Source organism: Streptomyces sp. NPDC048337, from assembly GCF_043201175.1.
Lineage (GTDB): Bacteria > Actinomycetota > Actinomycetes > Streptomycetales > Streptomycetaceae > Streptomyces.
Window position 1 is genome coordinate 356,529 of the sequence record NZ_JBICYR010000001.1, and the last position, 23,190, is coordinate 379,718.

At 71.6% G+C, this 23,190-nt stretch carries 22 protein-coding genes and 1 pseudogene; 11 read left to right on the forward strand and 12 right to left on the reverse strand.

Annotation, left to right across the window (positions count from 1 at the left end; translation table 11 throughout):
* The first annotated feature begins 165 nt into the window (after positions 1 to 165).
* Positions 166 to 774: a hypothetical protein gene (locus tag ACGFYU_RS01710; protein ID WP_393825232.1), complete on the forward strand. Its 609-nt coding sequence runs from the start codon at positions 166 to 168 to the stop codon at positions 772 to 774.
* 121 nt (positions 775 to 895) lie between these two features.
* Here the strand turns inward: ACGFYU_RS01710 and ACGFYU_RS01715 are convergent, their stop codons facing one another.
* Positions 896 to 2,857 (reverse strand): WD40 repeat domain-containing serine/threonine protein kinase, encoded by a 1,962-nt coding sequence (locus tag ACGFYU_RS01715; protein ID WP_393825233.1) that lies wholly within the window; start codon positions 2,855 to 2,857, stop codon positions 896 to 898.
* A 185-nt stretch (positions 2,858 to 3,042) separates the two neighbouring features.
* Between ACGFYU_RS01715 and ACGFYU_RS01720 the strand changes: the two genes are divergently transcribed.
* On the forward strand, positions 3,043 to 3,750 hold the full coding sequence (locus ACGFYU_RS01720) for a 2-phosphosulfolactate phosphatase (RefSeq protein ID WP_393825234.1): 708 nt from the start codon (positions 3,043 to 3,045) through the stop codon (positions 3,748 to 3,750).
* Positions 3,751 to 3,841: 91 nt separating this feature from the next.
* Here ACGFYU_RS01720 and ACGFYU_RS01725 read toward each other — a convergent pair whose 3' ends face one another.
* Entirely contained in the window at positions 3,842 to 4,291 is a 450-nt protein-coding gene (locus ACGFYU_RS01725; RefSeq protein WP_393825235.1) for a hypothetical protein, read from the reverse strand.
* 49 nt (positions 4,292 to 4,340) lie between these two features.
* Positions 4,341 to 5,789, reverse strand: coding sequence for a hypothetical protein (locus tag ACGFYU_RS01730; protein WP_393825236.1), 1,449 nt, complete (start codon positions 5,787 to 5,789; stop codon positions 4,341 to 4,343).
* A gap of 209 nt (positions 5,790 to 5,998) precedes the next feature.
* Between ACGFYU_RS01730 and ACGFYU_RS01735 the strand changes: the two genes are divergently transcribed.
* Entirely contained in the window at positions 5,999 to 6,604 is a 606-nt protein-coding gene (locus ACGFYU_RS01735; protein WP_393825237.1) for a hypothetical protein, read from the forward strand.
* A gap of 20 nt (positions 6,605 to 6,624) precedes the next feature.
* Here ACGFYU_RS01735 and ACGFYU_RS01740 read toward each other — a convergent pair whose 3' ends face one another.
* Positions 6,625 to 7,167 carry a YcxB family protein gene (locus ACGFYU_RS01740; RefSeq protein WP_393825238.1) on the reverse strand — a complete coding sequence of 181 codons (543 nt, stop codon included), beginning with the start codon at positions 7,165 to 7,167 and terminating at the stop codon, positions 6,625 to 6,627.
* Positions 7,168 to 7,810: 643 nt separating this feature from the next.
* On the opposite strand from ACGFYU_RS01740, the gene ACGFYU_RS01745 reads away from it, so the two are divergent.
* On the forward strand, positions 7,811 to 8,893 hold the full coding sequence (locus ACGFYU_RS01745) for a PP2C family protein-serine/threonine phosphatase (RefSeq protein ID WP_393825239.1): 1,083 nt from the start codon (positions 7,811 to 7,813) through the stop codon (positions 8,891 to 8,893).
* Between the two features lie 15 nt (positions 8,894 to 8,908).
* Here ACGFYU_RS01745 and ACGFYU_RS01750 read toward each other — a convergent pair whose 3' ends face one another.
* Entirely contained in the window at positions 8,909 to 10,135 is a 1,227-nt protein-coding gene (locus tag ACGFYU_RS01750; RefSeq protein WP_393825240.1) for an ABC transporter permease, read from the reverse strand.
* Between the two features lie 104 nt (positions 10,136 to 10,239).
* Positions 10,240 to 12,060: a hypothetical protein gene (locus ACGFYU_RS01755; RefSeq protein WP_393825241.1), complete on the reverse strand. Its 1,821-nt coding sequence runs from the start codon at positions 12,058 to 12,060 to the stop codon at positions 10,240 to 10,242.
* Between the two features lie 250 nt (positions 12,061 to 12,310).
* On the opposite strand from ACGFYU_RS01755, the gene ACGFYU_RS01760 reads away from it, so the two are divergent.
* Positions 12,311 to 12,676 (forward strand): hypothetical protein, encoded by a 366-nt coding sequence (locus ACGFYU_RS01760; protein WP_393825242.1) that lies wholly within the window; start codon positions 12,311 to 12,313, stop codon positions 12,674 to 12,676.
* A 152-nt stretch (positions 12,677 to 12,828) separates the two neighbouring features.
* Here ACGFYU_RS01760 and ACGFYU_RS01765 read toward each other — a convergent pair whose 3' ends face one another.
* Genes ACGFYU_RS01765 through ACGFYU_RS01780 form a run of 4 tightly spaced genes read right to left on the reverse strand, consistent with a single transcriptional unit; the run spans position 12,829 to position 16,811 of the window.
* Entirely contained in the window at positions 12,829 to 13,254 is a 426-nt protein-coding gene (locus ACGFYU_RS01765) for a YjbQ family protein (protein WP_393825243.1), read from the reverse strand.
* 58 nt (positions 13,255 to 13,312) lie between these two features.
* Positions 13,313 to 13,666, reverse strand: coding sequence for a UBP-type zinc finger domain-containing protein (locus ACGFYU_RS01770; RefSeq protein WP_393825244.1), 354 nt, complete (start codon positions 13,664 to 13,666; stop codon positions 13,313 to 13,315).
* Entirely contained in the window at positions 13,663 to 15,138 is a 1,476-nt protein-coding gene (locus ACGFYU_RS01775) for an ATP-binding protein (protein WP_393825245.1), read from the reverse strand. The genes ACGFYU_RS01770 and ACGFYU_RS01775 overlap by 4 nt, the downstream gene beginning before the upstream one ends.
* Positions 15,135 to 16,811 (reverse strand): FAD-dependent oxidoreductase, encoded by a 1,677-nt coding sequence (locus ACGFYU_RS01780; protein ID WP_393825246.1) that lies wholly within the window; start codon positions 16,809 to 16,811, stop codon positions 15,135 to 15,137. Before ACGFYU_RS01780 ends, ACGFYU_RS01775 begins: the two co-directional genes overlap by 4 nt.
* 204 nt (positions 16,812 to 17,015) lie before the next feature.
* Here ACGFYU_RS01780 and ACGFYU_RS01785 point away from each other — a divergent pair, with 204 nt between their 5' ends.
* Both ACGFYU_RS01785 and ACGFYU_RS01790 read left to right on the forward strand, forming a co-directional pair.
* Positions 17,016 to 17,489 carry a hypothetical protein gene (locus ACGFYU_RS01785; protein ID WP_393825247.1) on the forward strand — a complete coding sequence of 158 codons (474 nt, stop codon included), beginning with the start codon at positions 17,016 to 17,018 and terminating at the stop codon, positions 17,487 to 17,489.
* 144 nt (positions 17,490 to 17,633) lie between these two features.
* Positions 17,634 to 18,051: pseudogene (locus ACGFYU_RS01790) on the forward strand (mechanosensitive ion channel family protein); the annotation flags it as partial.
* A 134-nt stretch (positions 18,052 to 18,185) separates the two neighbouring features.
* On the opposite strand, the gene ACGFYU_RS01795 reads toward ACGFYU_RS01790, so the two are convergent.
* Positions 18,186 to 18,665, reverse strand: a complete 480-nt coding sequence (locus ACGFYU_RS01795; RefSeq protein WP_393825248.1) for a MarR family winged helix-turn-helix transcriptional regulator — start codon at positions 18,663 to 18,665, stop codon at positions 18,186 to 18,188.
* A 124-nt stretch (positions 18,666 to 18,789) separates the two neighbouring features.
* Between ACGFYU_RS01795 and ACGFYU_RS01800 the strand changes: the two genes are divergently transcribed.
* From ACGFYU_RS01800 to ACGFYU_RS01810, 3 genes are read left to right on the forward strand one after another with little or no spacing between them, the layout of a single operon-like run.
* Entirely contained in the window at positions 18,790 to 19,512 is a 723-nt protein-coding gene (locus ACGFYU_RS01800; RefSeq protein ID WP_393825456.1) for a dienelactone hydrolase family protein, read from the forward strand.
* A gap of 56 nt (positions 19,513 to 19,568) precedes the next feature.
* Entirely contained in the window at positions 19,569 to 19,820 is a 252-nt protein-coding gene (locus ACGFYU_RS01805) for a hypothetical protein (protein WP_393825249.1), read from the forward strand.
* Entirely contained in the window at positions 19,817 to 20,416 is a 600-nt protein-coding gene (locus ACGFYU_RS01810; RefSeq protein WP_393825250.1) for a hypothetical protein, read from the forward strand. Before ACGFYU_RS01805 ends, ACGFYU_RS01810 begins: the two co-directional genes overlap by 4 nt.
* 11 nt (positions 20,417 to 20,427) lie before the next feature.
* Here the strand turns inward: ACGFYU_RS01810 and ACGFYU_RS01815 are convergent, their stop codons facing one another.
* Positions 20,428 to 21,324: an NAD-dependent protein deacetylase gene (locus tag ACGFYU_RS01815; protein WP_393825251.1), complete on the reverse strand. Its 897-nt coding sequence runs from the start codon at positions 21,322 to 21,324 to the stop codon at positions 20,428 to 20,430.
* 89 nt (positions 21,325 to 21,413) lie between these two features.
* Here ACGFYU_RS01815 and ACGFYU_RS01820 point away from each other — a divergent pair, with 89 nt between their 5' ends.
* Positions 21,414 to 23,132, forward strand: coding sequence for a DUF885 domain-containing protein (locus ACGFYU_RS01820; RefSeq protein WP_393825252.1), 1,719 nt, complete (start codon positions 21,414 to 21,416; stop codon positions 23,130 to 23,132).
* Positions 23,133 to 23,190: the final 58 nt, after the last annotated feature.

Consider the following 23,190-nt stretch of genomic DNA (forward strand, 5'->3'; position numbering starts at 1 on the left):
CGGCAGGAGGCGGGTTGCCGGTACGACGTGATGTGCTGGTCGGACAGCCGCAGCCGGTGGAGGAGGCATCGCTCGGCCGGGTCCTGCTGTCGGAGCTGTGGGCTGATCTCCGGCCGTGGATCTGCCCTACAACACAGGCCCTCAACGGAGGAGATCGTCGCGGCTGTGCCCGGACTCGCACCGTACGCACGCCCAGCCGTGGTACTGGCCCCCGAACCGGGGGAGCCGACGGTCCACCAGAGTTCCGTGGGCGGACCGTTGCTGTGGCCGGCCGAGGAGCCCTGGCCGCACTGCGACGTCCCGGACGAGAAGTCCGGTTCCGGGGCGCCGGCGACCGCCATGGTGGCAGTGGCGCAGGTGTACCGGCGGGACGCACCGGGTGACTGGTGGCCCGAGGGCAAGGATGTGTTTCAGCTCCTGTGGTGCCCCAACGTGCACTGGGATCCGCCGGCTCCGCAGGCCGACGTCAGCCCGGTCGCCGCGATCCGCTGGCGGAACAGCGCCGACGTCACGCGCACAGTCGGGTCGCCCCCGCTGCCCGTACGACAGGAGGACCCGGGTTACGGCTACACCCCGGTGCGGTGCACGCTCACCCCGGTACCCCTCGTAGATTTCCCCTACCCGCAGGCCCTACCGGACGGGGAACTCATCGAGTCCGTACACAGGGGTATGCCGAGGCGACGGGGGAGGGAAGCGATGTCATCACCGGGCGACTTCCGGGTCTTCGCCTGTCCAGCCGACGACGGGCACCGCTACGTCTTCGACCAACACTGATCCGCCCCACTGGTCCCGTGCCACTGAGCGGCGGCCAGCCGCCTTGTCGGCACACCGCGTCGCCGCCGACGTGCCTTGCGGTAACGGCTCGTCGGCGGCCTGCCGAACGGTCTTTGCGAGGTCAGGAACGCTCGTGCTGGGTGAGCCGGGCGTACAGCAGCACGCTGCCGTCCCCGCGGCCGGCGGCCAGGAGTGACCCGTCAGGCGAGAACGCCAGGGCAAAGGCCGTCCCGTCGTGGCCGGGCAGCTCGCCGACCGGGCGCCGGGTGATCGGGTCCCACAGCCGCACGACACCGTCGGCCCCGACGGCGGCCAGCAAGGATCCGTCCGGGGAGAAGGCCACAACCTCGATGGCCGAGGCGTTGTCGGCCATCGGCTCGCCGACCGGGTTCCGAGTGATCGGGTCCCACAGCCGCACGACACCGTCGGCTCCGCCGGTGGCGAGTAGGGACCCGTCCGGCGAGAACGCCATCGTCATCGTTCGGGTCCTGGGGGGTGAGATCCATGAGCGGAGCACCCGGCCCAGCGATGGCGACCGTGGCGCCGCCGACTCGTTGACGATGGGCTCGCCGACCGGGTGCCGCGTGATCGGGTCCCACAGCCACACCCCGTCGTCCTCGCGGCCGCAGGTGGCCAGGAGAGACCCGTCAGGCGAGAACGCCACCGTGTTGATCACGGTCGTGTATGTGGACAACGGGTCGCGGACCGGCCGCCGGGTCGTCGGATCCCACAGCCACACGTCCCCGTCGTTGAGACCGGCGGCCAGGAGGGAGCCGTCCGGCGAGAATGCCAGCGAGACGACCATGTCGGAGTGGCCGACGAGCTTGCCGACCGCTTGTACGGTGTTCGGGTCCCACAGCCTCACCGCATCGGCGTCGCTGCCACCGGTGGCCAGCAGGGAGTTGTCCGGAGAGAACGCCATCGCGAAGACCATGTCCGAGCGCGTGTCGAGGGGCTCGCCGACCGGGCGGCGCGTGTGCGGATTCCACAGCCACACCGTCCCGTCCTCGGAGCCACCGGTGGCCAGCAGGGAGCCGTCCGGAGAGAACGCGACTGCGAGGACCTCCTCGGTGTGACCTGTCAGCGGGGCGCCGACCCGGGCGTAGCGGGCCGGGAGTCGGGAGCCGGGTGCCGCGGGCGACGGGGCGAGGGCGGACCGGACCCCCGGTATGGGAGAACCGGAGGCGACACCCACGGGGTCGGGCAGGTTCTTCGCAGGTCCGGCCAGCCGGCTCGGGTCATACGGCTCCGCGACGGGTTGCCTGGACAGAGCGCGGTGGACGACGCGGAGCCGGTCGTGAACCTCCGCGGCGGCGGCAGGCCGGTCGTCGGGCCGCTTGGCGAGGAGTGCCGCGACGAGGTCGTCGAGCTCGGCGGGTACACCGGGGCGGGTCTGGCTGGGTGGCATCGGAGCGCGGCCCACATGGGCGTTCATGAAGCCAACCGGTCCGGTGGCGTCGAACGGCGGGTGGCCGGTGAGGAGTTCGCTCAGGACACAGCCGAAGGAGTACAGGTCGGACCGGGCGTCGCCGCTCTGCCCGTCGAAGCGCTCCGGCGCCATGTACGCCAGGGTGCCCATGACCGCGCTCGACCTGGTCGTGGACTCCATGAACCTGGCGATGCCAAAGTCGAGGATCTTCACCTGGCCGCCGGTGGTGAGCATGAGGTTCGACGGTTTCAGGTCACGGTGCACCACGCCCGCCTCGTGCGCGCGGGCCAGCGCGGCTGCGGCCTGCACCCCCCAGCCGACTGCGGCCTCGATCTGTGGCAGGCCCTGCTCGCGCAGCACCGTGGCCAGGTCCCGGCCCTCCAGTAACTCCATGACCAGGAAGAGGGAGCCGTCCGCCTCGTCCTGTCCCAGGTCGAAGACCGTGACCACCCCTGGATCGTTCAACGCCCCCGCGGTGCGTGCCTCGCGCAGGAACAGGTCCGCGCCTGAGGCGTCGCCTGTCGCGTGCGGGAGCAGCTTGACCGCCACCCGACGCTCGATGACCCGGTCACGGCCCTCCCAGACCTCCCCCATTCCGCCCCGGCCCACGAACCGGACCAGCTCGTACCGCCCCGCCAGCACCCGCACTGCCATCACACCCCCGCTGCGACCGTGGTTCACCCGACCCTGTTCCAGACCAGAAGGTGTCACAGGGACACCCGCCGTTCCCTGCGAAGTCCAAAACCGATAATGGCCGGGAGAGTTCCTCGCTGCCACGTTGATGTGATGTGGCTCACGCTCTGGCTGCTTCGGGTCGGGCGTGCGCGAACATGATCGGTATGGACGCTCGTTTCGTTGGCATCGCCGAGCTGGTCGAGGCCCCGTCCGTGGCGGTCGTAGTCGACGTCATGCGCGCTTTCACCGTGGCTGCCTGGGCCTTTGCCCAGGGGGCGGAAAAGATCGTTCTTGCTGAGTCGCTGGACGGCGCTCTGGCCCTCAAGGCTCGCCACCCGGATTGGGTGGCGCTCAAGGACGGGGCGCCCGCGCCCGGGTTCGACCTGGTCAACTCGCCGGGCCTGCTGCGGTCTGTTGACCTTGGCGGACGGACCGTCGTGCAGAAGACCAGGGCCGGGACGGTCGGCGCCCTGGCGGTCAAGGAGGCGTCGCTGGTGTTGTGCGCCGGCTTCGTGGTGGCGGAGGCAACGGCTCGGCTCTTGGGGACGCGCAAGAGCGACAGTGTCACGTTCGTGGTCACTGGCGAGGACGGTCAGGCCGATGAGGATCTGGCGTGCGCTCAATACATCGCTCGGAGAGTCACCGGGGCAGGGACGGATCCTGCTTGGTTCCTTCGCCGCGCTGCCGAGTCGCGCGCCGCCGCCGAGCTGGCGGAGGGTGTGCGTCAAGGAGCGCATCCTGATGATGTCGCGCTCTGTCTTGAGCTCGACCGCTTTTCCTTTGCCATGGTGGCGACCTTGGAGGACTCGCTCATGGTCTTGCGTCCCTGCCCTGTGCCTGTGCCCGTGCACACCCGCCGCACCGCTGCCTGAGCCCGCGTCCCGCCCGAGCCGAGCCGTAGTCGGCGGCGCGGGCGGGGTCGGTCGGGGTCCGGCAGCCTTACGTCGCCCCCACTTGCTGCTTTCAGCGCCAGATCGTCTGGACCGAATCGAACTGGACCCAGGTGATCGGGTTTCCGCTGTTGGCGCCGTAGATCGTCACGGACCCGGCGGTGTTGGCCTCGAAACGGCAGGCGTTGATGCCCTGGCTGTTGTTGCGCGGGGCGGTGGCGCGGACCAGGGCGGTGGGGCGAAGTCCGGCCGGGAGGGTCGCGATCTTCGTGTCGGCGGCGAGGTTGCAGGTCACTGAGCCGCGCGCCTGGAGGAAGACCGTACCGGCGATGGTGATCAGGCGGACCTGCGGAGTCGCTCCCGTTTGGGCGGTGACACCCGGTTCGAGGAGGAGGTCGGTCCACGGCTGGGCATCGACACCGCCCGCGGCGACGGCGGGGCCGGCGGCCACCAGGCTCGTCGTGGCCAGCGTGGCGGGCAGGGCGAGCGCGGCACCGAGGATACGGCGGCGGTTGTGGGACATGGGGGGTCGGTCTCCTTGGCGGGAAATAGGGAGCGGATGAGAGGGGTCGTCAGCGCCAGACGGCGCTGAAGTTGTCCAACTGGGCCCATGTGATGGGGTTCGTGGAGCGTCCGCCGTAGAGCCAGAGCTCCCGTACGGAGTCCGCCTCCGCCCGCGCGGTGCACACGCCGGCGCTGTTGTTGCGCGGCACACTGCCCTGGACGGCCATGCTCGGGGCCAGCGCGTCGGGCAGCGTCCCGATCCGGGTGTCCGCCTCGAAGGTGCCCTTGACCCCGCCACTGAGCTGCAGCATCGTCGTCCCCGCGATGCTGATGAGCCGCCCCTGCGGAGCCCGGACATCCGCCGTCACGCCGCTCGCCAGTGGGATCGGCTGCCAGTCGGCCAGCACCTTCACCCCGTCGACCTCCGGCGCCCCGGACAGCGACAGAAGGGTGCAGGTCCGCGGGCCGGGCTCCTCGCCGGCGAAGCCGAAGTGCACGTACTGCACGCCGTTTTGCACCGATACGGCCATCCCCTCGGGTTCGCGCAGCTCCAGGCCGGGCGCGGCGGTGACGAACTGCTGGTCCAGGATGGCGCCGGTGGCCCAGTCCACCGCGGTCAGGTACGTGTTGCCGGGCGGCTTGACCGTGTCCGAGTAGCCCTGGCCGGCCAGCATGTACAGCACGCCGCCGAGGGAGGCGTACCCCTGGAAGACCCCCTTCGCGTCCGGCTGGGTGATCCGGGTCAGCGGCGTCCAGTCACCGGCCCTGGCCTTGTCCAGGTCGTAGGCCTCGAACATCGTGCTGCCGCTCTTGAAGCGGACGATCACCCGGTTCGTCGTCGGGTCGATGGTGCAGGTCACGTTGGTGGCGCCGACCACCGGCTGGTACGGCTCGGCGAGTTGAGAGGAGCCGGAGTCGACGACCGTGCCGCTGCGGAACTCGAAGTGGGTGACGGCGGTGCCGTAGCCCTCCTTTTCCTCTTCGGGGACGTTGGTGCCCATGGGGATCGACGCCGTCTCCGTCCACAGCCGCGAGACACCGTTGTGGTGCTCGACGCCCATGGACACGCCGTGACCGAAGCCCCGCAGGTACATGTACCCCGTGATGGTGCCCGCCTGGCTGAGCCGGGTCACGGCCAGGTCGCCGGCGTACGCCCGCTGCTTGCCGGTCCTGGGGCCGGACTCGCCGGCGAGGGTGAGACCGCCCTCGACGACCTGGAGGACGAAGATCTCGCCGGTGACGGGATCGATGCCGAAGGACTGCATCACCGTGGCGTTCTGCAGCCGCCGCCGGTGGAGCAGTTTGCCCACCGGACCCGATATGTCGATCTGCCCCTCGACGCTGATACTCAACTGCGCCTCCCGCCCTGTCCACTTGCGCGCCTTGCTCAGCCGGCTCGTCGCCGTCCTGGCGGGGGCCAGTCTTGCATCCGGGAGCTGGGACCGGTCGGCCCGGGTGGTCAGGCAGCGGGAAGGCTGTTGATCGGCGGTGGAGGGCGGTGCAGGCGTGTACTCCACGTCCGGCAGGGTGAACATCTTGGTGACCACGGCCGCCGCGGCTCGCGTGGCGATGCCCTGGCCGGTGGCGGCAGGGTGCAGCTGCCCGGCCAGCCCCTCATTCGTGAATTCGGCCCTGCGGCCCGGGCCTTCTGCGGCATCGTCCTATACGGGCGCCCGCCGAAGGAGCGCCGTGTACGGATTCCGTTGCCGGGAGGGGTGTACGCGTGATGGATGACAGGGAGAAGTGGACGACGGAGGAGTTCGGCACCTCGCACGAGGGCTGGGTCGGGGTGCTCCTGGAGGACGGCACCACCCCCGCACCGGCGTTCTTCGACACCGGCTCGGGTCCGTCGGTCCACGAGACGTCCCACTGGTACGTCTACGACGGCCGCTGGAGCCACGTCCCCCGCGCGGCCGCGCTGCGCGCGGTGTGTTCCTGCGGCTGGTCCGGGCCCGAGCACCGTCTGGACTGGACGGCGTTCGGCGACCGGAACCTGGCGGACGCGGGCGAAGCCGAGGCGGACACGTGCCTGCGGGACTGGGACGGCCACACGGTCCAGGTCGAGGCGACCACCGTCCCCCTCCCCGAGACGGTCACCACCCTGCTGGAGCGCCTGGAAGAGGAGATCGAGCAGCTCAGCAGGACCTCCCCGGTCGCGGCCGTTCGCGCCGCCCGCCGACTGGAGGTCACGGCCGAGCGGATCGGCTACTGGGCGGCCCACGGCACCCGCAACGACCTGACGACCACCCAGGCCGCGGCCGCACTCGGGCTGGACGAGGGCGCCACGCGCAGGCTGATGGCAGGCTTCGGCCGTTGGAGCCCCTACATGTGACCCCCGCGCCGCCGGGCCGGTCAGATGCGTCGCAGATGCCGGCTGAAGAGGGCGCGGGCGTGGTCGAGGTCCTCGGAGCCCGCCGCACCGCGCTTGGGCAGTACGAAGAAGAACTCCATGCTGCCGGTGAGGACGAACAGGTCGGGTGTCTCGAACCACCACGGGTATGAGCTCCACTCGGCGGTGACCGTCTGCCCGGATGCGCCGGTGGTGGTCAGCCCGTCCTCGCCGAGCGTGGTGAGGCAGGCGCCGTGCTCCGCGTGGATGGCGTACTGATCCCGTGTCCGGTGCCTGCGGAACCACTGGCGTACGACGAGCACGGCGATGGCGCAGATCGTGCCCGTGACGATGATCTCCGTCTGGTCGAAGTGCCACTTCCAGGCCCGGATGGCGAAGGCGGCGGCCCCGGCCGCGAAGAGCAGCGGCAGGTGTCTGGTGCGCCCGGGCCAGGAGCGGAGCGTGTAGTGCCACAGGGCCCTGTCGTAGTCCGCGGCGGCGGGGGTGTACTCGAACCGCGCAGTGCGGACCGGGGCCGTGTTTTCGGCCTCTCTGGCTTGATCCATATTCATGACAGCGGAGAGTACGACACCGTCGCTGCGGGTCGGCAGTCAGGTGAGGGAGGCGAAGGACGGGGGCTAAGGGCCCGGCGGCGCAGCTCGACCCGGGCGGCCGGAGAGCGGCCCGGGGCCGTCCAGAAGGGGTGGGCGGCGATGCGGCAGGAGAGGGCGATGAGCCTGCGGCGGAGCGCGGTGGTGCCGGCCTGGGAGGGCCGGCCGGCGAGATCGGTCTAGGTGCGGATCCATGCGGCCTGGAGGGCGATCAGGTCGTCGGGGAAGTGGATGGACGTCATCCGCTAATTCAATCAAGTGTTCGAATATTGGCGCCAGTGGGCGCCTAGTGCTCTGGCCGGAAGGGTTTGCCGGCTCGCGGCGTCCGGTGCGGTGCATCGCAAGGCGGAGGGCCGCAGCTCGTACTCGGCGTACTCGCGCGGTCCGACAACGCAGCGAGGTGCCGTGCCGGACGCCGTGAGGCGGTGAACCTTTCCGGTCAGAGCACTACGCGACCGGAGCGAGCCGTCGAGGGCGTCAGGAGGCCGTGGCGGCTTCCGCGAGGCAGGCTGTTCCCATGAGGTCACATCCCCGCTCGTCTGTTCGGCCGGGAGCGTCCTCTCGACCAGGAGCGGGCGGTCACGGCGAGGCCCTGTTCGTGCTCGCGCAGTGTGCGCCCTTCGCGATCGCGCTGGGCGTGCTGGGCATCGAGCTCTCGCCCGCGCACCACCTGGTCACCGGTCCCGTTCTCACCACGACGCCGGCCCTGGCCGCACTGACGATGGGGCCGACGGGCACGCTGTCCGCGGCAGTCCTCGCCGCCGGTGTGAACGTGACCACGGCGACCTACAACCACTCGTGGGGAACCCAGGCCCAGCTGATCATCGGCAACTTCCTGGGGCTGATCGTGGTGACCGTGGCCAGTGTCATCCTGAGTAACGCGGTACGCACGCGCAGGCAGATCGAGCTCGACCAGGTACGCCGGATCGCAGTGGCGGCTCAGGAGGTCGTCCTGCGGCCCGTCCCCGAGCTCCTGGGCCCGGTACGGGCGGCCAGCCTGTGCCTCGCGGCCGGGACAGGGGCACAGATAGGCGGAGATCTTTACGAGGCCGTGCAGACGCGCTACGGCGTCCGCCTGATCGTGGGGGACGTCCGGGGGAAAGGACTGTCCGCCATACGCGCGGTCGCGGTGGCACTGGGCGCGTTCCGGGAGGCCGTCCACTACGAGGACGACGTACAGGAGGTCATGAACCATTGCGGGGCCGCGCTGCGGCGGGAGGCCGCGGTACCGGGTACCTACTCCCAGGGGGAGCTTCCCGAATTCCTCCTGGAGGGGTTCACCACCGCGCTCATCGCCCAGGTGCCGGACGAACAGGTGGTGCACCTGGTCAACCGCGGCCATCCGCCTCCGCTGGTGCTGCACCAGGGCAAGGTTCAGGCCCTGATGCCCGCCACGCCGCTGCCGCCGCTCGGATTCGAAGACCTCGTCGACGGCCCTCCCGCCAAGCCCGAGAGCTACCCGTTCCTGACCGGCGACCGGCTGCTGCTGTACACCGACGGCGTGATCGAAGCCCGCAACCGCGACAACGAGTTCCTCCCCCTGCCGGAGACCATGGAGCGGATACCCGCCGACAGCTCCCCCCAGGAGTTCCTGGACGAACTGCACCAGGCCTTGATCCGCCACACCGAGGGCCACCTGGCGGACGACGTGGCGATGATCCTCATCGACCGGCTCCCGTGAAGAGGTCCTGACCTCCTACTCCGTGCGCAGGGCCGTGGCGGTTCGGGCCCTGGCGGCCCAGCCGGCGGGCAGGAGCGCACCCAGGGTGGCGATGAGCAGGCCGCCGAGTGCGAGCGGGAGCAGTTCGGCCCCGTCGTAGACGGCGATGACGGAGCCGGGGAGGCGGAGGCCGGCGCTGTCGCCCATCGCGGGGATGACCCAGCCGTGCAGGGCCACGCCGAGCGGTACGCCCAGAGCGCCGGCGACCAGTCCGGTCACGACGACCGAGGTGAGGACCATGGCGGTGGTCTGTCGGGGGGTCATGCCGAGCGCCTTGTGGACGCCGAGCTCCCGGACGCGGTCGCGGGTGTCGAGCAGTACACCGCCCAGCACGCCGAGCGCGGCGACGGCCACGAGCATCAGCGTGAGGATCGCGGACAGCGCGCCCAGCGTGACGACCATGTCGCCGCCGGAGTCGAGCCCGCCGGCCCGAGCGCCGACCCCCAGCGCTGCCAGGTTCTTGTTCAGCGCGTCGACGTAGCCGGTGACGTCGGTGCCTGACGTGACCGCGATGTGGTGGCTCGTCTCCGTCCGGTCGGGATGTGCGGCCGTGAGGGTCCTGGCGTCGGTGAAGACCTGCAAGCCGTCGTTGCGGGGGTCGAGGACCTCGCCGACGATCCGCACCGTGACCGGCTCGGCCAGGCCGTTCAGGGTGACGGTGCCGCCGATGCGGGTGCCGGTGGCGGCCAGGAAGGGGGTCGGGACCACGGCCTCGCCGGGCTGGTCGATCCAGCGGCCCGAGACCATCGTGTAGCCGCCCCAGGAGGCGTCGCCCGTGAAGGCGATCACGTCGGTGGTGCCGGTCACGCCGGAGACGGTCGCCCGTGTCGTCGCGGCCCGGTAGTACTTCCCGGTCCCGGCGGCGGCCTCGACGACCGCGGCGACCGCGGCGGGATCGGCCCTGGGCTGCTTCTCGGAGCCAGGGCCTTGGGGCCCGAACTCCGGCAAGGGCGCGGGTACGACGACATCGGCGGCGTCGTGCACCTTGGCCTTCACCACCTCGCCGAGCGAGGCGCTCATCCCCACGGTGAACGTGACGGCGGTGGCGCCGAACAGGACTGCCGTGCCCATGGCCAGCGCGCGGGCGGGCCCGCGCGAACGGCCGCGCCAGGCCCAGGGCGACCGGCTGCGGCCGCCCAGGGCGAGTTCACCCTCCCGATGCTGACCGGCGTACTGCGCGTCCGGCGGCGGACCCCCGGGCATCGACCAGACGACCCGCACCGGATCTAGCCGCCGGTCGTGCCGTCGGGCATCTCGCGCAGGATGTCCAGGCGCATTCGTCGAGTCGGGCCCGCCGGCGGGGAAGGTCAGCGCAGGCACCCCACGATCTGGACCGAGATCCTCGCGCTCCCGGTCAGCCCGGCGGCCGTGTCGGTGGCGGAGAAGACGAGCGGGTAGGTCCCGTCCGCCAGGAGCGGCACCAGGAACCGGCCGGACGCCCCGGCACCGATCGTGACCGGCCCGTTGGGGCCGATGATCTGCCAGGTGGTGGCCTGCGGATCGGTGATGGGCCGGTCGCCCGGGCGGGTCCTGGCCGTACCGGAGAACGTCTCCTCGCAACCGCGCCGGAGCCTGCCACCGCCGCCGGGCTGGTCGATGGTCACCGCCGGGGCCTGCGGCTGCGCGGACGGCGAGCGGCCGGGCTGCGTGGCGGGCGGGCGGCTCGGGCCGCCGGTCGTCTGGCCGGGAGTGGTCGGCGTACGGGGCGTCGGGGAGACGCCCGGGGACCCGCCGGCGCTCGGCGAGGGCGACGGTGAGGGCGAGGCGCCGGGGCTCGGGCTGGACGAGGGTACGGCGCCGCCCTTCGACGGTGCCAGGTCCAGGGAGGGCGGCAGCTCCGGCCGGGTCACGGTGGGCGGCGCGGCGCCCTTGTCCGCTGAGGTGGGCTCGGCGTCGATGGTGCCGCACACGGCGCTCGCGACCATCCGCTGGCTGTCCGGGAGGGTGGCGCCGCGCAGTTCCTGGTCGGCGGCGCCGTGCGCGTGGTTGTCGAAGTAGCCGTTGCCCGTCAGCGTCTCGGCATCGGAGTGCTCGATCCAGACGGAGTTGTGGTACTCGGTGCCGGCCCGCTGCTGGTTGTGACCGGTGACGTGCCAGTCCTTCACCGGCCGGCCCGACGACCCCGGCGTGGGCCCGTCGGCCGACGCGTACAGCCAACCGTCGCCGAGGAAGCGCTGCGGACCGCTGCTCCCCTCGTTGTCCGCCGGGAACAAGAAGCCGCCGCCGAGCACCAGCCGGCCCTTGGGGCACTTCACGGTCGCTTCCGCGGTGCCCCCCGCCCCGACCGCGACCGTGGCGGTGGCGATCGAGACGTTCTTCAGCCTGACGCAGATCGGCCGCAGGTCGACCGCGTAGTTCGCCTGCGGGGGCTGCGGGTCCAGGATGCGGGTCTTGCGCTCCACCGCCTCGGAGTCCCGCATCGGGAACGGGCCCGTGCTCAGTTCCGTACCAGGATTGACCGAGATGGTCCAGTGCCCGGGCGAGGACTTCCCGTCGACCGCCTCGTCCGTGGTCAGCTTGTCCAGCGGTACGGGTGCCACGGCCCGCCCGGGGACGGCGCGTGCCGCCCGGAATTCGGCCCCGACCATCGTGTAGCCGCCGAAGCACGCGGGCTGCGCCTGCGCCGTGCGGAAGGCCCCCGCGTAAGGGCCGTCGGTCGACAGGTCGTGGATGGGGCCATCGTCGCCACTGGTCACCTTCGCCCCCCGGTCCTTGAAGGCGTGCGCCGCCCGGACGGTGAACTCCTGGTGCGGTTCGAACTCCGGCCTGGCGTTCACGCACAGCGCGTACGAGGTGAGGGTGACGGGCGCGTCCCCCGGGTTGTACGCCGCCGCCAGCCACGCCGCGCCGATGAACTCGCTGGTCGTCGCGAAGCCGTTGCCGTCGATCGCGTACCCGCCGCTGAGTGCGGTCTCGTGCTTCTCGCACCCCGCCACGACCGCCTGTTCCCCGCCCGCGGGCACCTGTACGGACGCACTGCGCTGCACGACCACGAGGTGCGGCCCCTGTGCGGCCCACCACACGCCTGCCCCCGCGGCGCCGCCGACCACCAGAGCCCCGGCAGCCACCACGGCCGCCGTTTTCCCGCTGATCGCCACGCCGACCTTCGCGAAGACCCCAGAGCTCATGTCCCCTGCCCCCTACCGCTCCGCCCGCCTGCGCACACGCGGGGCCGTGGGCACTGTAGCGGCCGGAACTCGCCCATCACAGAGGTGCGGAGCCACCTGTTTCGGCGGGGGTAGCTGCCATAAATTACCGCCGAGTTATGCCCAAAATGTGACTGTTTGCAGTCGGGCTTGATCAGATAGCAATGACGCGGCGCCTGGCATGGCCCGCCGACGGTCGGCGGCGATCCCAGTGTGCCGAGAGGAACGTTTCGTGATCCGCACCCGATACGCCGCCGCTCTGGCCACCATGGCCGTCACCGCCCTCGCGATCACCGCGAGCCCGGCTTCAGCTGCACCCGGCGACACCCTCACCACGTGCTCCAGCACGCTCACCCCCGACGGCTGGGTGGACGTCCAGTGGTGGAACAGCGGCGGGTGCGGCTCCGGCTTCACACCCAACACCAAGCAGATCAAGGACCTCAGGGGCTACCCGGTCGGCACCCAGGTCAACGCCTGCGCCTCCACCTGGCCGCCCGCCGGCTGGACCATCACCAGCACCTACTACTCGAGCGGCTGCCGCTACTCGGCCGTCCCCAGCTTCAACCCCAACACCTGGACCCTGAAGCGCACCTCCTGACCCGGCGCCCGCCGCTGTGGCGGTGGTGCGAGACGGTGATGTTCACGGCCGGCAGGAGCAGCAGTACGGGCCATGCCGTGGGGAAGGCCTTGAGGCCCGGGGGAGAGGTGCAGGTGGCAGGGCCGCGGATCACGTGTGCCGTATGACAGGTGTCATGCGCCGAGGAACGACAGCCGTACGGTGCGCCGCGGGTTGTCCCCGTTGGTGTCCACCAGGACGACCGACTGCCAGGTACCCAGCGCGAGTTCGCCGCCGATGACCGGCAGCGTGGCGTGCGGCGGCACGAGGGCCGGGAGGACGTGATCGCGGCCGTGGCCGGGGGAGCCGTGCCGGTGGCGCCAGCGGTCGTCGGCGGGCAGCAGTGCACGCAGGGCGTCCAGCAGGTCGTCGTCGCTGCCCGCGCCCGTCTCCATGACGGCGAGCCCGGTCGTCGCGTGCGGGGTGAACACGTTGAGGAGCCCGTCGCGCCCCCGGGCGACGTCGCGGAGGAAGCGGGTGCAGGCGGCGGTCAGATCGTGGACGGTCTCGGCGGAGCCGGTGGTGACGTCGATGGTCCGGGTGGTGAAGGTGTCTGTCATCCCTCCATCCTCGCGCGGTCGGCCCGGGGACGGGCCCGGCAACCACCCCAACGGCGGCTCAGCGGTGCAGCAGCCGCGTCCAGTCCTGCGGAACCCGGTCGGCCGGTCCCGGCGCCGACTGGTCCGCCGGGTGGGCGCCCGGCGGTGTCAGCTCCGGCCCGGACTCGTACAACGCGTTGGTGTCGAAGTTCCAGAACCACTCCTCGCCCGGCTCGAAGCTCTGTACGAGGTGATGGCCGGTGGACCTCCAGTGGGCGGTGGCGTGTTGGGCCGGCGAGGAGTCGCAGCAGCCGATGTGGCCGCACTGGGCGCAGCGCCGCAGGTGGAACCACCAGCCGCCCACCGCGTCGCACTCGCCGCAGCCCGTGCCGCTGGGCGGGACGCTCGGGTCGATTCCTTCGATGTCGCTCATGCCGGCTCCTCGGCGCTCTCCGGTGCGGTGGGGGTCTCCGGTTGCGGGACGGTCAGCGGCAGCAGCACCCGGAAGCGGGTGTCGCCCGGCGCGGATTCGACCTCGAGGCTGCCGTGGTGCTTGTTGACGACGATCCGCCAGGAGATGTCGAGGCCGAGCCCGGTGCCTTCGCCGACCGGCTTGGTGGTGAAGAAGGGATCGAAGATACGGCTGCGGATGTCCGCCGGGACACCGGGCCCGGTGTCCCGGAATTCCACCAGCAGCCGGTCACCCTCCCGCGCCGTGCGGACCGTCAGCGTGCCGTCGCGGCCGGTGCCCGCGATGGCGGAGACGGCGTTGTCGATGAGGTTCGTCCACACCTGGTTGAGTTCCGCCGGGTAGGCGGGCACCTCGGGCACCGAGCGGTCGTAGTCCTTGACCACCCGCACCCGGGGCCCGATCTTGCCCGACAGCATCAGGAGGGTGCTGTCGAGGAGTTCGTGGACGTCGACGACCCGGTGCGGGGCGCGGTCGAGCTGCGAGTACTGCTTGGCGGCGTCGACGAGGTGGGAGATGCGGTTGGTGGAATCCTCGATCTCGTACATCAGCAGCTCGGTCTCGACCGTGTAGTTGAGCCAGCCGATGGCCGCCGGGAGGATGTCCTCGGCCACGGTCGCCGCCACGTGCTCCAGCCAGTCCGTGTCCAGACCCGCCTGTACGAAGGTCGGCGCGATCCGCCAGCCCTCCGGGATGCCGTGGTCGTCGAGCCAGTCGGCGAGCTCGTCCTCCCGGTCGGACGCCTCCAGAGGGCTGAGCGCCGTAGCCTTGGCGACGCGTTCGACGGTGCGCTCCTGGATCTCGATGAGGTCGGCGATCGCCTCGCGCGAGTACTGGCCCTGGGAGATGTGGGCCAGTTTGTGCCGCATCTTGCCCACCCGTTCGCGCAGGGTCGCGGTGGCCCGGACGGCGGCCGCGGCCGGGTTGTTGAGCTCGTGGGTGAGACCGGCCGACAACGATCCCAGGGCCAGCAGCCGTTCACGCTGGCCGATGGCCCGCTGGGTGTACTTCGAACCGAAGAAGAGCCCCTCCAGCAGGTGCGCGGCCATCGGGAACCATTCCCGCATGATGTCCGCGAACGATTCGGCGGGCAGCACGAAGAACCGCGTCGGCTCGGTCACCCGCATCGAGTTGTTGTACGTCTGCGGCACCCGGTCGCCCAGGTAGGCCTGCATGGCTCCCGCGTACACGCCGCGCTGAGAGGTACGGCTCACCTCCACGTCGTCGCCGCCGACCCGGCGGGACAGTACGACCGTGCCCTCGATCATCACGTAGAAACAGGTCGCCGGGTCACCCTCCGTGTACACCGGCCCGGGTTCGAACCGCTCCACCCGCCCCTCGGTGCACAGCCGCCCCAACTGCTCCGGCGAGAGCTTCTCGAACAGGAACAGCGAGGCGATCTCCTGCGGCCCGCAGGGCATGACCTGCCCGCTCATGACTGCTCCAGGTAGCGGTGGACGAGCATCACGGCCATGGCGCCCTCTCCGACGGCGGACGCGACGCGCTTCGCGGACTGGGCGCGCGCGTCGCCCGCCACGAACACGCCGGGAATGTTGGTCTCCAGGTGGTAGGGGGGCCGGTCCAGTTCCCACTCGGCCGGCGGCCGCCCGTCCGGCGTGAGGTCCGGTCCGGCAAGGATGAAACCGTGCTCGTCGCGCAGCACCGTACCCTCCAGCCAGTCGGTCAGCGGGGCCGCGCCGATGAACACGAACATCCACTGCGCGTCGACCAGTTCGGTCGCACCGCTGTCCACGTCCCGCAGCGTCAGCTGCTCCAGGTGACCGTCGCCGTGCGCCGCCTCGACAACCGTACGGGTCCGCACCGTGATGTTCGGCGCCTCCTCGATCTGCTGGATCAGGTAGTACGACATCGACGCCGTCAGGGACTCCCCGCGCACCAGCAGCGTCACCGACTTCGCGCCCCGCGCCAGGTACATCGCCGCCTGCCCCGCCGAGTTGGCGCCGCCCACGATGTACACGTCATGGCCGGTACAGGAGGACGCCTCGGTGAGCGAGGAGCCGTAGTACACCCCGCGGCCGGTCAAGTCGTCGCAGCCCGGAGCCCGGAGCTGCCGGTACGACACACCGGTCGCCAGGATCACGCTGTGCGCGGCGACCGCCGAGCCGTCGGAGAAGCGGACGACGCGCGCCGCGCCGTTGACCTCCAGCCCCGTCACCTCGCGCGCCGTGAGTATCTCGGCACCGAACCTGCCGGCCTGGCGGCGGGCGCGTTCGGTCAGTTGCGCGCCCGACACCCCGTCCGGGAAGCCGAGGTAGTTCTCGATGCGGGAACTCTGCCCGGCCTGCCCGCCGGTCGCCGACCGCTCGACCAGTACGGTCCGCAGCCCCTCGGAGGCTCCGTACACCGCCGCGCCGAGCCCGGCCGGGCCCCCGCCGATGACGACGAGGTCGTAGAAATCGGCGGTCGGCGTCGTCGCGAGCCCCACGTGGGCGGCCAGTTCCGCCGCCTCCGGCTCGATCAGCGCGGTGCCCTCCGGTGTGATGACCAGCGGCAGCCGCTGCCCGTCGGCCCCGGCGGCCTCCAGCAGCCGCCGTCCCTCGGGCTCGTCGGAGGAGTACCAGCGGTACGGCACCTGGTTGCGGGCCAGGAACTCCCGCACGTGCGACGAGTGCGCCGACCACCGGTGCCCCACCACCTTCGTCGCCGGTACGGGCCGGTAGTCGCTGGAGCGCCAGGCCGTGAGCAGATCGTCCACGACCGGGTAGAGCTTCTCCTCCGGCGGGTCCCACGGCTTGAGCAGGTAGTGGTCGAGGTCGACGACGTTGATCGCGTCGATGGCCGCGTTGGTGTCCGCGTAGGCGGTCAGCAGGACGCGCCGTGCGCCCGGGTACACGTTCAGTGCCTGTTCGAGGAACTCGATGCCGTTCATCTGCGGCATGCGGTAGTCGGCCAGGATCACGGCCACCAGGTCGCCCCGCAGCTTCAGCTCGCGCAACGCCTCCAGCGCGGACTCGCCGGACTCGGCGCGCACGATCCGGTACCCGGCGCCGTAGCGGCGTCGCAGGTCACGGGCGATGGCACGGGAGACTCCCGGGTCGTCGTCCACCGTCAGGATGACGGTGCGCGCTGAATCGGCGGCCTGTGTCATACGTCTCCACCCCGAGTGCTCTGGGCGGACGGCAGGGACGAGCCGCCCGCGCCGGTTCCCGCCCATCGTATGTTCGATCGTCCGACGACGCTCCGGGACCGTGCGTCCCGGGCGCATGCGCGTCCGGCTCCGGGGCATGCGCGTGATCAGTCGGGCGCCGTAGGGGTCGCCCGTTCCGCCTGCAGAACCGGGAGACCGTCCATCATGACCACCGCACGGGAGATCGTGACCCCCGACGCCACTCGCCTCGGTGCCCTGGACACCGCCGGCCGACGTGGGGGGACCGGTGGGAAGGCGCCGGGACCGGAGCGGGTGGACGATGTGCACATGCTGCTCACCCACCGCCTGACGGACGACGACACCCTGCTCGTACGTCTGCTCCCGGGGCTCTCGATCCGCAGCCGGGCCGCGGCCACGCTCGCGCTCGATGAGCTCCTGGCCGCGTACTCTCCCCGGCACGTGGTCCTGGAGGTTCCGGGCGTGCCGACCGCGGCGGTCCTGAGCGCCGTTCTGCGCGGTTCGCGGTCCTGTCAGGTACGGGGCACCGTGCTCTCCGTCGTCGCGCCGGCGGCGCCGACCCTCGCCCTCCTGCGGGACTCCCTCCGGGCGACCGGCCGCGTGTACGGCTCCACCGGTGAGGCGCTCGCGGCCGCCCGGAGGACCGACCGGGCTTCCTGATCCGGGGGGCCGGGGGGCCGGGGCAAGGCTGCTGCCCGCGCTGCGGGACCTGTGAAAGCCGCGATTCCGGAGACCCCTTGTGTCACCTCCCCGGCTCGGGGCAGAGGCGTGGAAGTCCCTGCCACCTACATCCGCTGAGGAGTCATGAACAGCGCTCTTCGCCTGCTGACCGTCCTGGGGGGGCTCGGCCCTGCTCACCGTCGCGGCCTGGTGGGCCGTCGACCGGCTGCTGCGCCGAGCCGCCGTGCGACACCCCGAGACGCCGTTGTGGCACCTGCTGCGCCGCTGCCGCCCGGCCCTGCAGATCGTGCTCCTCGCCGCGCTGCTCAGGGGGGCCTACCGGCAGACCGCGTGGCGGCCGCTGCAGGACAACGCGGCCGTCGTCGGCCGGATCCTCTCGCTCGCCCTGATCGGCGCCGGGGCCTGGCTCATCGTCGGGGCGGCCTCCGCCGTCGTCGAGTCCGGCTACGCCCGCTACGCGACCGGCACCCGCGACCCGGCCCGGGTCCGCCGGGTCCGCACCCAGGTCACCCTGATCACGCGGGTCGTGACCGTCGTCGTCGCCCCCCTCGACCATCGTGGTGCGGGTCATCGTCACGGCCAAGGACGCCGACGACCTCTGGACGGTGCGCTGCGCGGTACGGGAGGAACTGATCACCTGGCTCGCCCGGAAGCCCCCGGACGCCCTGCCGCGCGTCAGCTCCTGGTGTGGTGGTCGAGCAAGCGGGTGAGCAGGTCCATGAGCCGGTCGCGATCGGCCGGACTCAGCGGAGCGAGCAGTTCGTCGTGGAGCTCGTCCAGGAGCTTGTCGAGGCGGGGCAGGCGACGGCGACCCCGGGCGGAGAGGGTGATGACGTTGCGGCGCCGGTCGTCGGGATCCGGCACCCGCTCGACGAGGCCACGCTCGACCAGTTCGTTGAGCACGCCGACCATGTCGCTGCGGTAGATGCCGGTGCGCCGGCTCAGCGTGGCCTGGCTGCCCGGCCCGTACTCCTGCAGGGAGGCGAGCACGGCGTAGTGCCACTTGTGGGCGTCGACCCGGGCCAGCCCCTCGTTGATCAGCCGGTCCGACCGGGCCGTCAGCTGCGACAACTGTCGGCTCGTCAGTCGACGCAGCCTGTCCGGCATCCGGCGTTCGCCGTCGTCGGCCGTGTGCGCGGCTTCGGCTCTGGTCATGGCGTCCATCCTACTCGTTGCGTTAGATCGACTAACGATGTACGGTCACTCGCAGCAAATCGTTAGTGTAATAAACGTTAGTTGGGTGAACACCAAGGAAGGAAGATCCGCCATTCCCGCCGAGATGCTGCAGATTCCCACCGCGGACGGCCAGGCCGACGCCTTCGCCGCCTTTCCCGACCGCGGCGAACGGCACCCGGGGGTGCTGATGTACCCGGACGCCTTCGGGATCCGGCCCGTGCTGCGGGAGATGGCCCGCGAACTGGCCGGGCACGGGTACTACGTGCTCGTCCCCAACCTCTTCTACCGGCACGGCCCGGCGCCGGTGATCGAACTTCCCGAGCACGTCGGAGAAGAAGTCCGCCCCGGGCTCGTCGCCCGGCTGATGCCCCTGATCGAGGCGCACACCCCCGAACGCGTCCTGAGCGACGCCGACGGCTACCTCGGATTCCTCGCCACCCGGCCCGAGGTCGGTGCCGGACCGGTCGCGGTGACCGGCTACTGCATAGGCGGCCTCCTGGCGATGCGCACCGCCGTTGCCCACCCCGGCCGGGTGGCCGCAGTCGCCGCATTCCACGGTCCCGTGGGCGCCGACGGGCCCGACGGCCTCGCCAAGCTCACCGCCCAGGTGCACCTCGGCCACGCCGAAACCGACATCACTCCTGAGGCCCTCGGTGAAGTCAACCAGGCCCTGGATTCCGCAGGTGTCGACTACACCTCCGAGATCTACCCCGGCACCGTCCACGGCTTCACCATGGCCGACACCGACGCCTTCAACCCCGCCGCGCTGCGGCGCCACTGGGACCGCCTGCTGCCCCTCCTCGACCGCACCCTGGCGAACGGCTGAGGGTCCGGCGTCAAGGAATTCTTGACACCGCGATCATGTCAAGGTTTCCTTGACGCATGCCGATCTTGAAGTCGAAGGCGTCCCACGAGAGCGCCTCCTCCCTGCTGCCGGTGATCGCGGGCCTGCCCGCGATCACCGCGATGTTCGCCGACCGGTTGAGCACGACCGGCTGGGCTGTCCTGGTCGTGACGGAACTCGTGCTCATCGCCGCCACGGGCGCACTGGCCGCCCGCACCGCCGCCGACCGGGCGCGCCGCGACGCGGAGGTGCTCGACATGCCGGAGCCCCTCTCCGGCGCACGGCGATGAGCGGCGAGCCGCTGCTCGGCCCCCGGGAAACCGTCCGCGTCCGGGAGGGGATCGCGGCCGCGGTCCTCGGTGCCCGCGAGGGGCTGGCCGCATCGCTGGAGCACGACGCCGACGGGTATCTGCGTCTGGTGGACGCCTCGCGGGTCGGTGCCGAGGAGGCGAGCCGGCTGCTGCGCGAGGCCGTTCAGGGCGCCAGGGCGGCCGGGCACAGCTGGGACACCGTCGGCCGCGTCCTGGGAGTGAGCCGCCAGGCCGCCCAGCAGCGCTTCGGGGGCAAGGCCGAGGACGCCGTGGCCTCCGACCCGCCCGCAGGGGGGCCGGGCGCCGCGGAGCGCCGCATCCTCAGCCCGTTGTCCGCGTTCAACGAGATGGCCGCCCTGGCGGAGGCCGGGCGCGAAGGCTGGCACCTGGTCGGGTACGGTGCGCTGTTCCACGAGGTGGAGGCGTCCGACCGCCCGTGGGAGCACTGCCGGGTGACGCTGGCCTCGAGCGGCCGGCACCGGCGGATGGAGGCGGAGGGCTGGATCCCCGTTGGCGCGGGCTGGTTCCCCTGGCGGTACTACAAGCGGCCCCTCGGCGCGACCGAGAAGCCCTGAGGCCCACGGGTTCAGGGGCTCTGGTCGTCGACGGGGACGTCCAGTCGGTGGGCCAGGGAGGTGAGGGTCGTGCCCAGGGGGAGCGCGACCCGGGTGACCGCGTGCCGATCGCCGCGGGTCACGTCCCGGTTGATGATCAGTACAGGCTTTCCGGCCTGGGCTGCCTGGCGGATGAACCGGAGCCCGGACATCACGGTCAGTGATGAGCCCAGGACCAGCAGCGAAGCCGCCTCACCGACCAGTTCTCGGCAGTGGGTGACCCGCCGCGGCGGAACGGCTTCGCCGAAGAACACCACGTCCGGCTTGAGGATGCCGCCGCACTCCGCACAGGGCACCACGCGGAAATCGGCGACCTGTTCGTCGGTGAGGTCGGCGTCACCGTCCGGGTTCAGCGTGGCGGCCACCGGCTCGAAGCCCGCATTGGCCTCCTCCAGCCGCCGGGCGAGTTCACGGCGGGAGCCGAAGGCGCCGCAGGACAGGCAGACGACCCGGCCCAGGCTCCCGTGGAGTTCCACCACGTCCTCACTGCCGGCGGCCTGATGCAGCCCGTCGACGTTCTGGGTGATCACACCCGAGAGCAGGCCGTGCCGCCCGAACGCCGCCACGGCCCGGTGCCCGGCGTTGGGCCGGGCACGGCCGAACGTACGCCAGCCGAGGTGACTGCGCGCCCAGTACCGGCGCCGGGCCTGGGTACTGGCGGTGAATTCCTGGTAGGTCATCGGGGTATGCCGTCTCAGGCTCCCGCCCTCGCCCCGGTAGTCGGGGATGCCCGACTCCGTGGACATGCCCGCCCCACTGAGCACCAGCACACCACCGGCGCTCAGGGCATCGGCGACCGGCTCCGGATCCGTGCTGCCGGGCCGCAGGTCCTCGGTGGGCGTCCAGCTCAGGGTGGGGCGCATGCGCATGCCACCAAGCCTACGCGCGGGGGACGAGTCGGCGGCGAGGGCTTCGAGACGGGCCAGGGGCGGTGCGATACCGGTCATCCTGAACGGTGGTGGGACTGGGCGTTGTTCCGGACGGGCAGGCACTGGGGGTGCTGAACCCACCGGACGCCCTGCCCCGAACGATCTCCGACGGCTACGTCGACGCCTTGGTCGAGCTCGATCCGATCGTCGGCACCTTCCTGGGGGTGCCCGGCGCTTCGGGCGCACTCCCCGACTTCTCGCCGGACGGTCGGCAGGCCCTGGCCGAGCTCGCGCACTCGACTCTCGCACAGCTCACGGCCGCCGAGCAGGCGCCGGGCGCGGACAGCGAGGTGGAGCGGCGGTGCGCGGCCCTGCTGAAGGAGAGGCTCGGGGCGGAGCTGGCGCAGTTCGAGGCCGGTGAGCACCTGTGTGCGGTCGACAACCTCTCCTCGCCGCTCCACCAGGTACGGAAGGTCTTCTCGCTGATGCCGGTGGCGACCGAAGAGGACTGGCGGGCCGTCGCACGGCGCCTGAACGCGGTGCCCGCCGCCCTGACCGGCTACCGGGCGTCGCTCGGCGCGGGCGCACGGCAAGGCCTGCTGGCGGCTCCCCGTCAAGTGGCCGAGAACATCGCGCAGATGGACGAGTGGCTGGGGACGGGCGGCTTCGGTCGGCTGGCCGCCGGCGCCCCCGAGGAGGCCCCGCGCACCGAGGTCGAGACGGCGGCGCGGCTGGCCACGGGGGCGGTCGCCGAGCTGCGCGACTGGTTCGCCCAGGTGTACGCCGGACTGGCCGACGGCCGGCCGGATGCGGTGGGCGGCGAACGGTACGCCCGCTTCGCCCGTATGTACACCGGCGCCGAGGTGGATCCGCACGAGGCGTACGGGTACGGCTGGTCGGAGTTCCACCGGCTGCTCGCCGAGATGCGCGCCGAGGCCGGGCGGATCCGGCCCGGGGCGGACGACCCGTGGGAGGTGCTGGCCTGGCTGGACCGCCACGGTCACGCCGTCGAGGGCGTGGAGGAGACGCGGCTGTGGTTGCAGACGTTCATGGAGGAGGCCGTCGAGGCCCTTGACGGCACGTACTTCGACCTGGCCGATCCGGTCCGGCGGGTGGAGTCCCGGATCGCGCCGCCCGGCGGCGCGGCCGCCCCGTACTACACCCAGCCCTCGTTGGACTTCTCCCGCCCGGGCCGCACCTGGCTGCCGGCGCTCGGGCGGACCCGCTTCCCGACCCACCATCTGGTCTCCACCTGGTACCACGAGGGGGTGCCGGGCCACCACCTCCAGCTGGCGCACTGGACGGTCGTGGCCGGGTCCCTCTCCCGCTACCAGACGAAGGTCGGCAAGATCAGCGCCACGACCGAGGGCTGGGCGCTGTACGCAGAACGCCTCATGGACGAACTCGGCTTCTACACCGAGCCGCAGGACCGCCTCGGCCATCTCGACGCCCAGATGATGCGGGCGCTGCGGGTCATGGTCGACCTCGGCATGCACCTGCGGCTCGAAATCCCGGCGCACTCGCCCTTCGCCGCCGGTCAGCGCTGGACACCGGCGCTGGCCCGGGAGTTCCTCGGCCGCCACTCCGGCCGCCCGCCCGCGTACCTGGACAGCGAGATCGTCCGCTATCTGGGCCGGCCGGCGCAGGCGATCACGTACAAGCTGGGCGAACGGGCCTGGTTGCAGGGCCGGGAGACGGCCCGGGCGAAGCAGGGCTCGCACTTCCGACTCAAGCGGTGGCACATGGCCGCACTCTCGCTCGGCTCCCTGGGACTGGACGACCTGAGGGAGGAACTGGGCCGACTCTGATCCTGGCGCTGGAGGCCCTGTGGCCCTACGGCCCGACGATCCAGGACGTTCTGCCCTG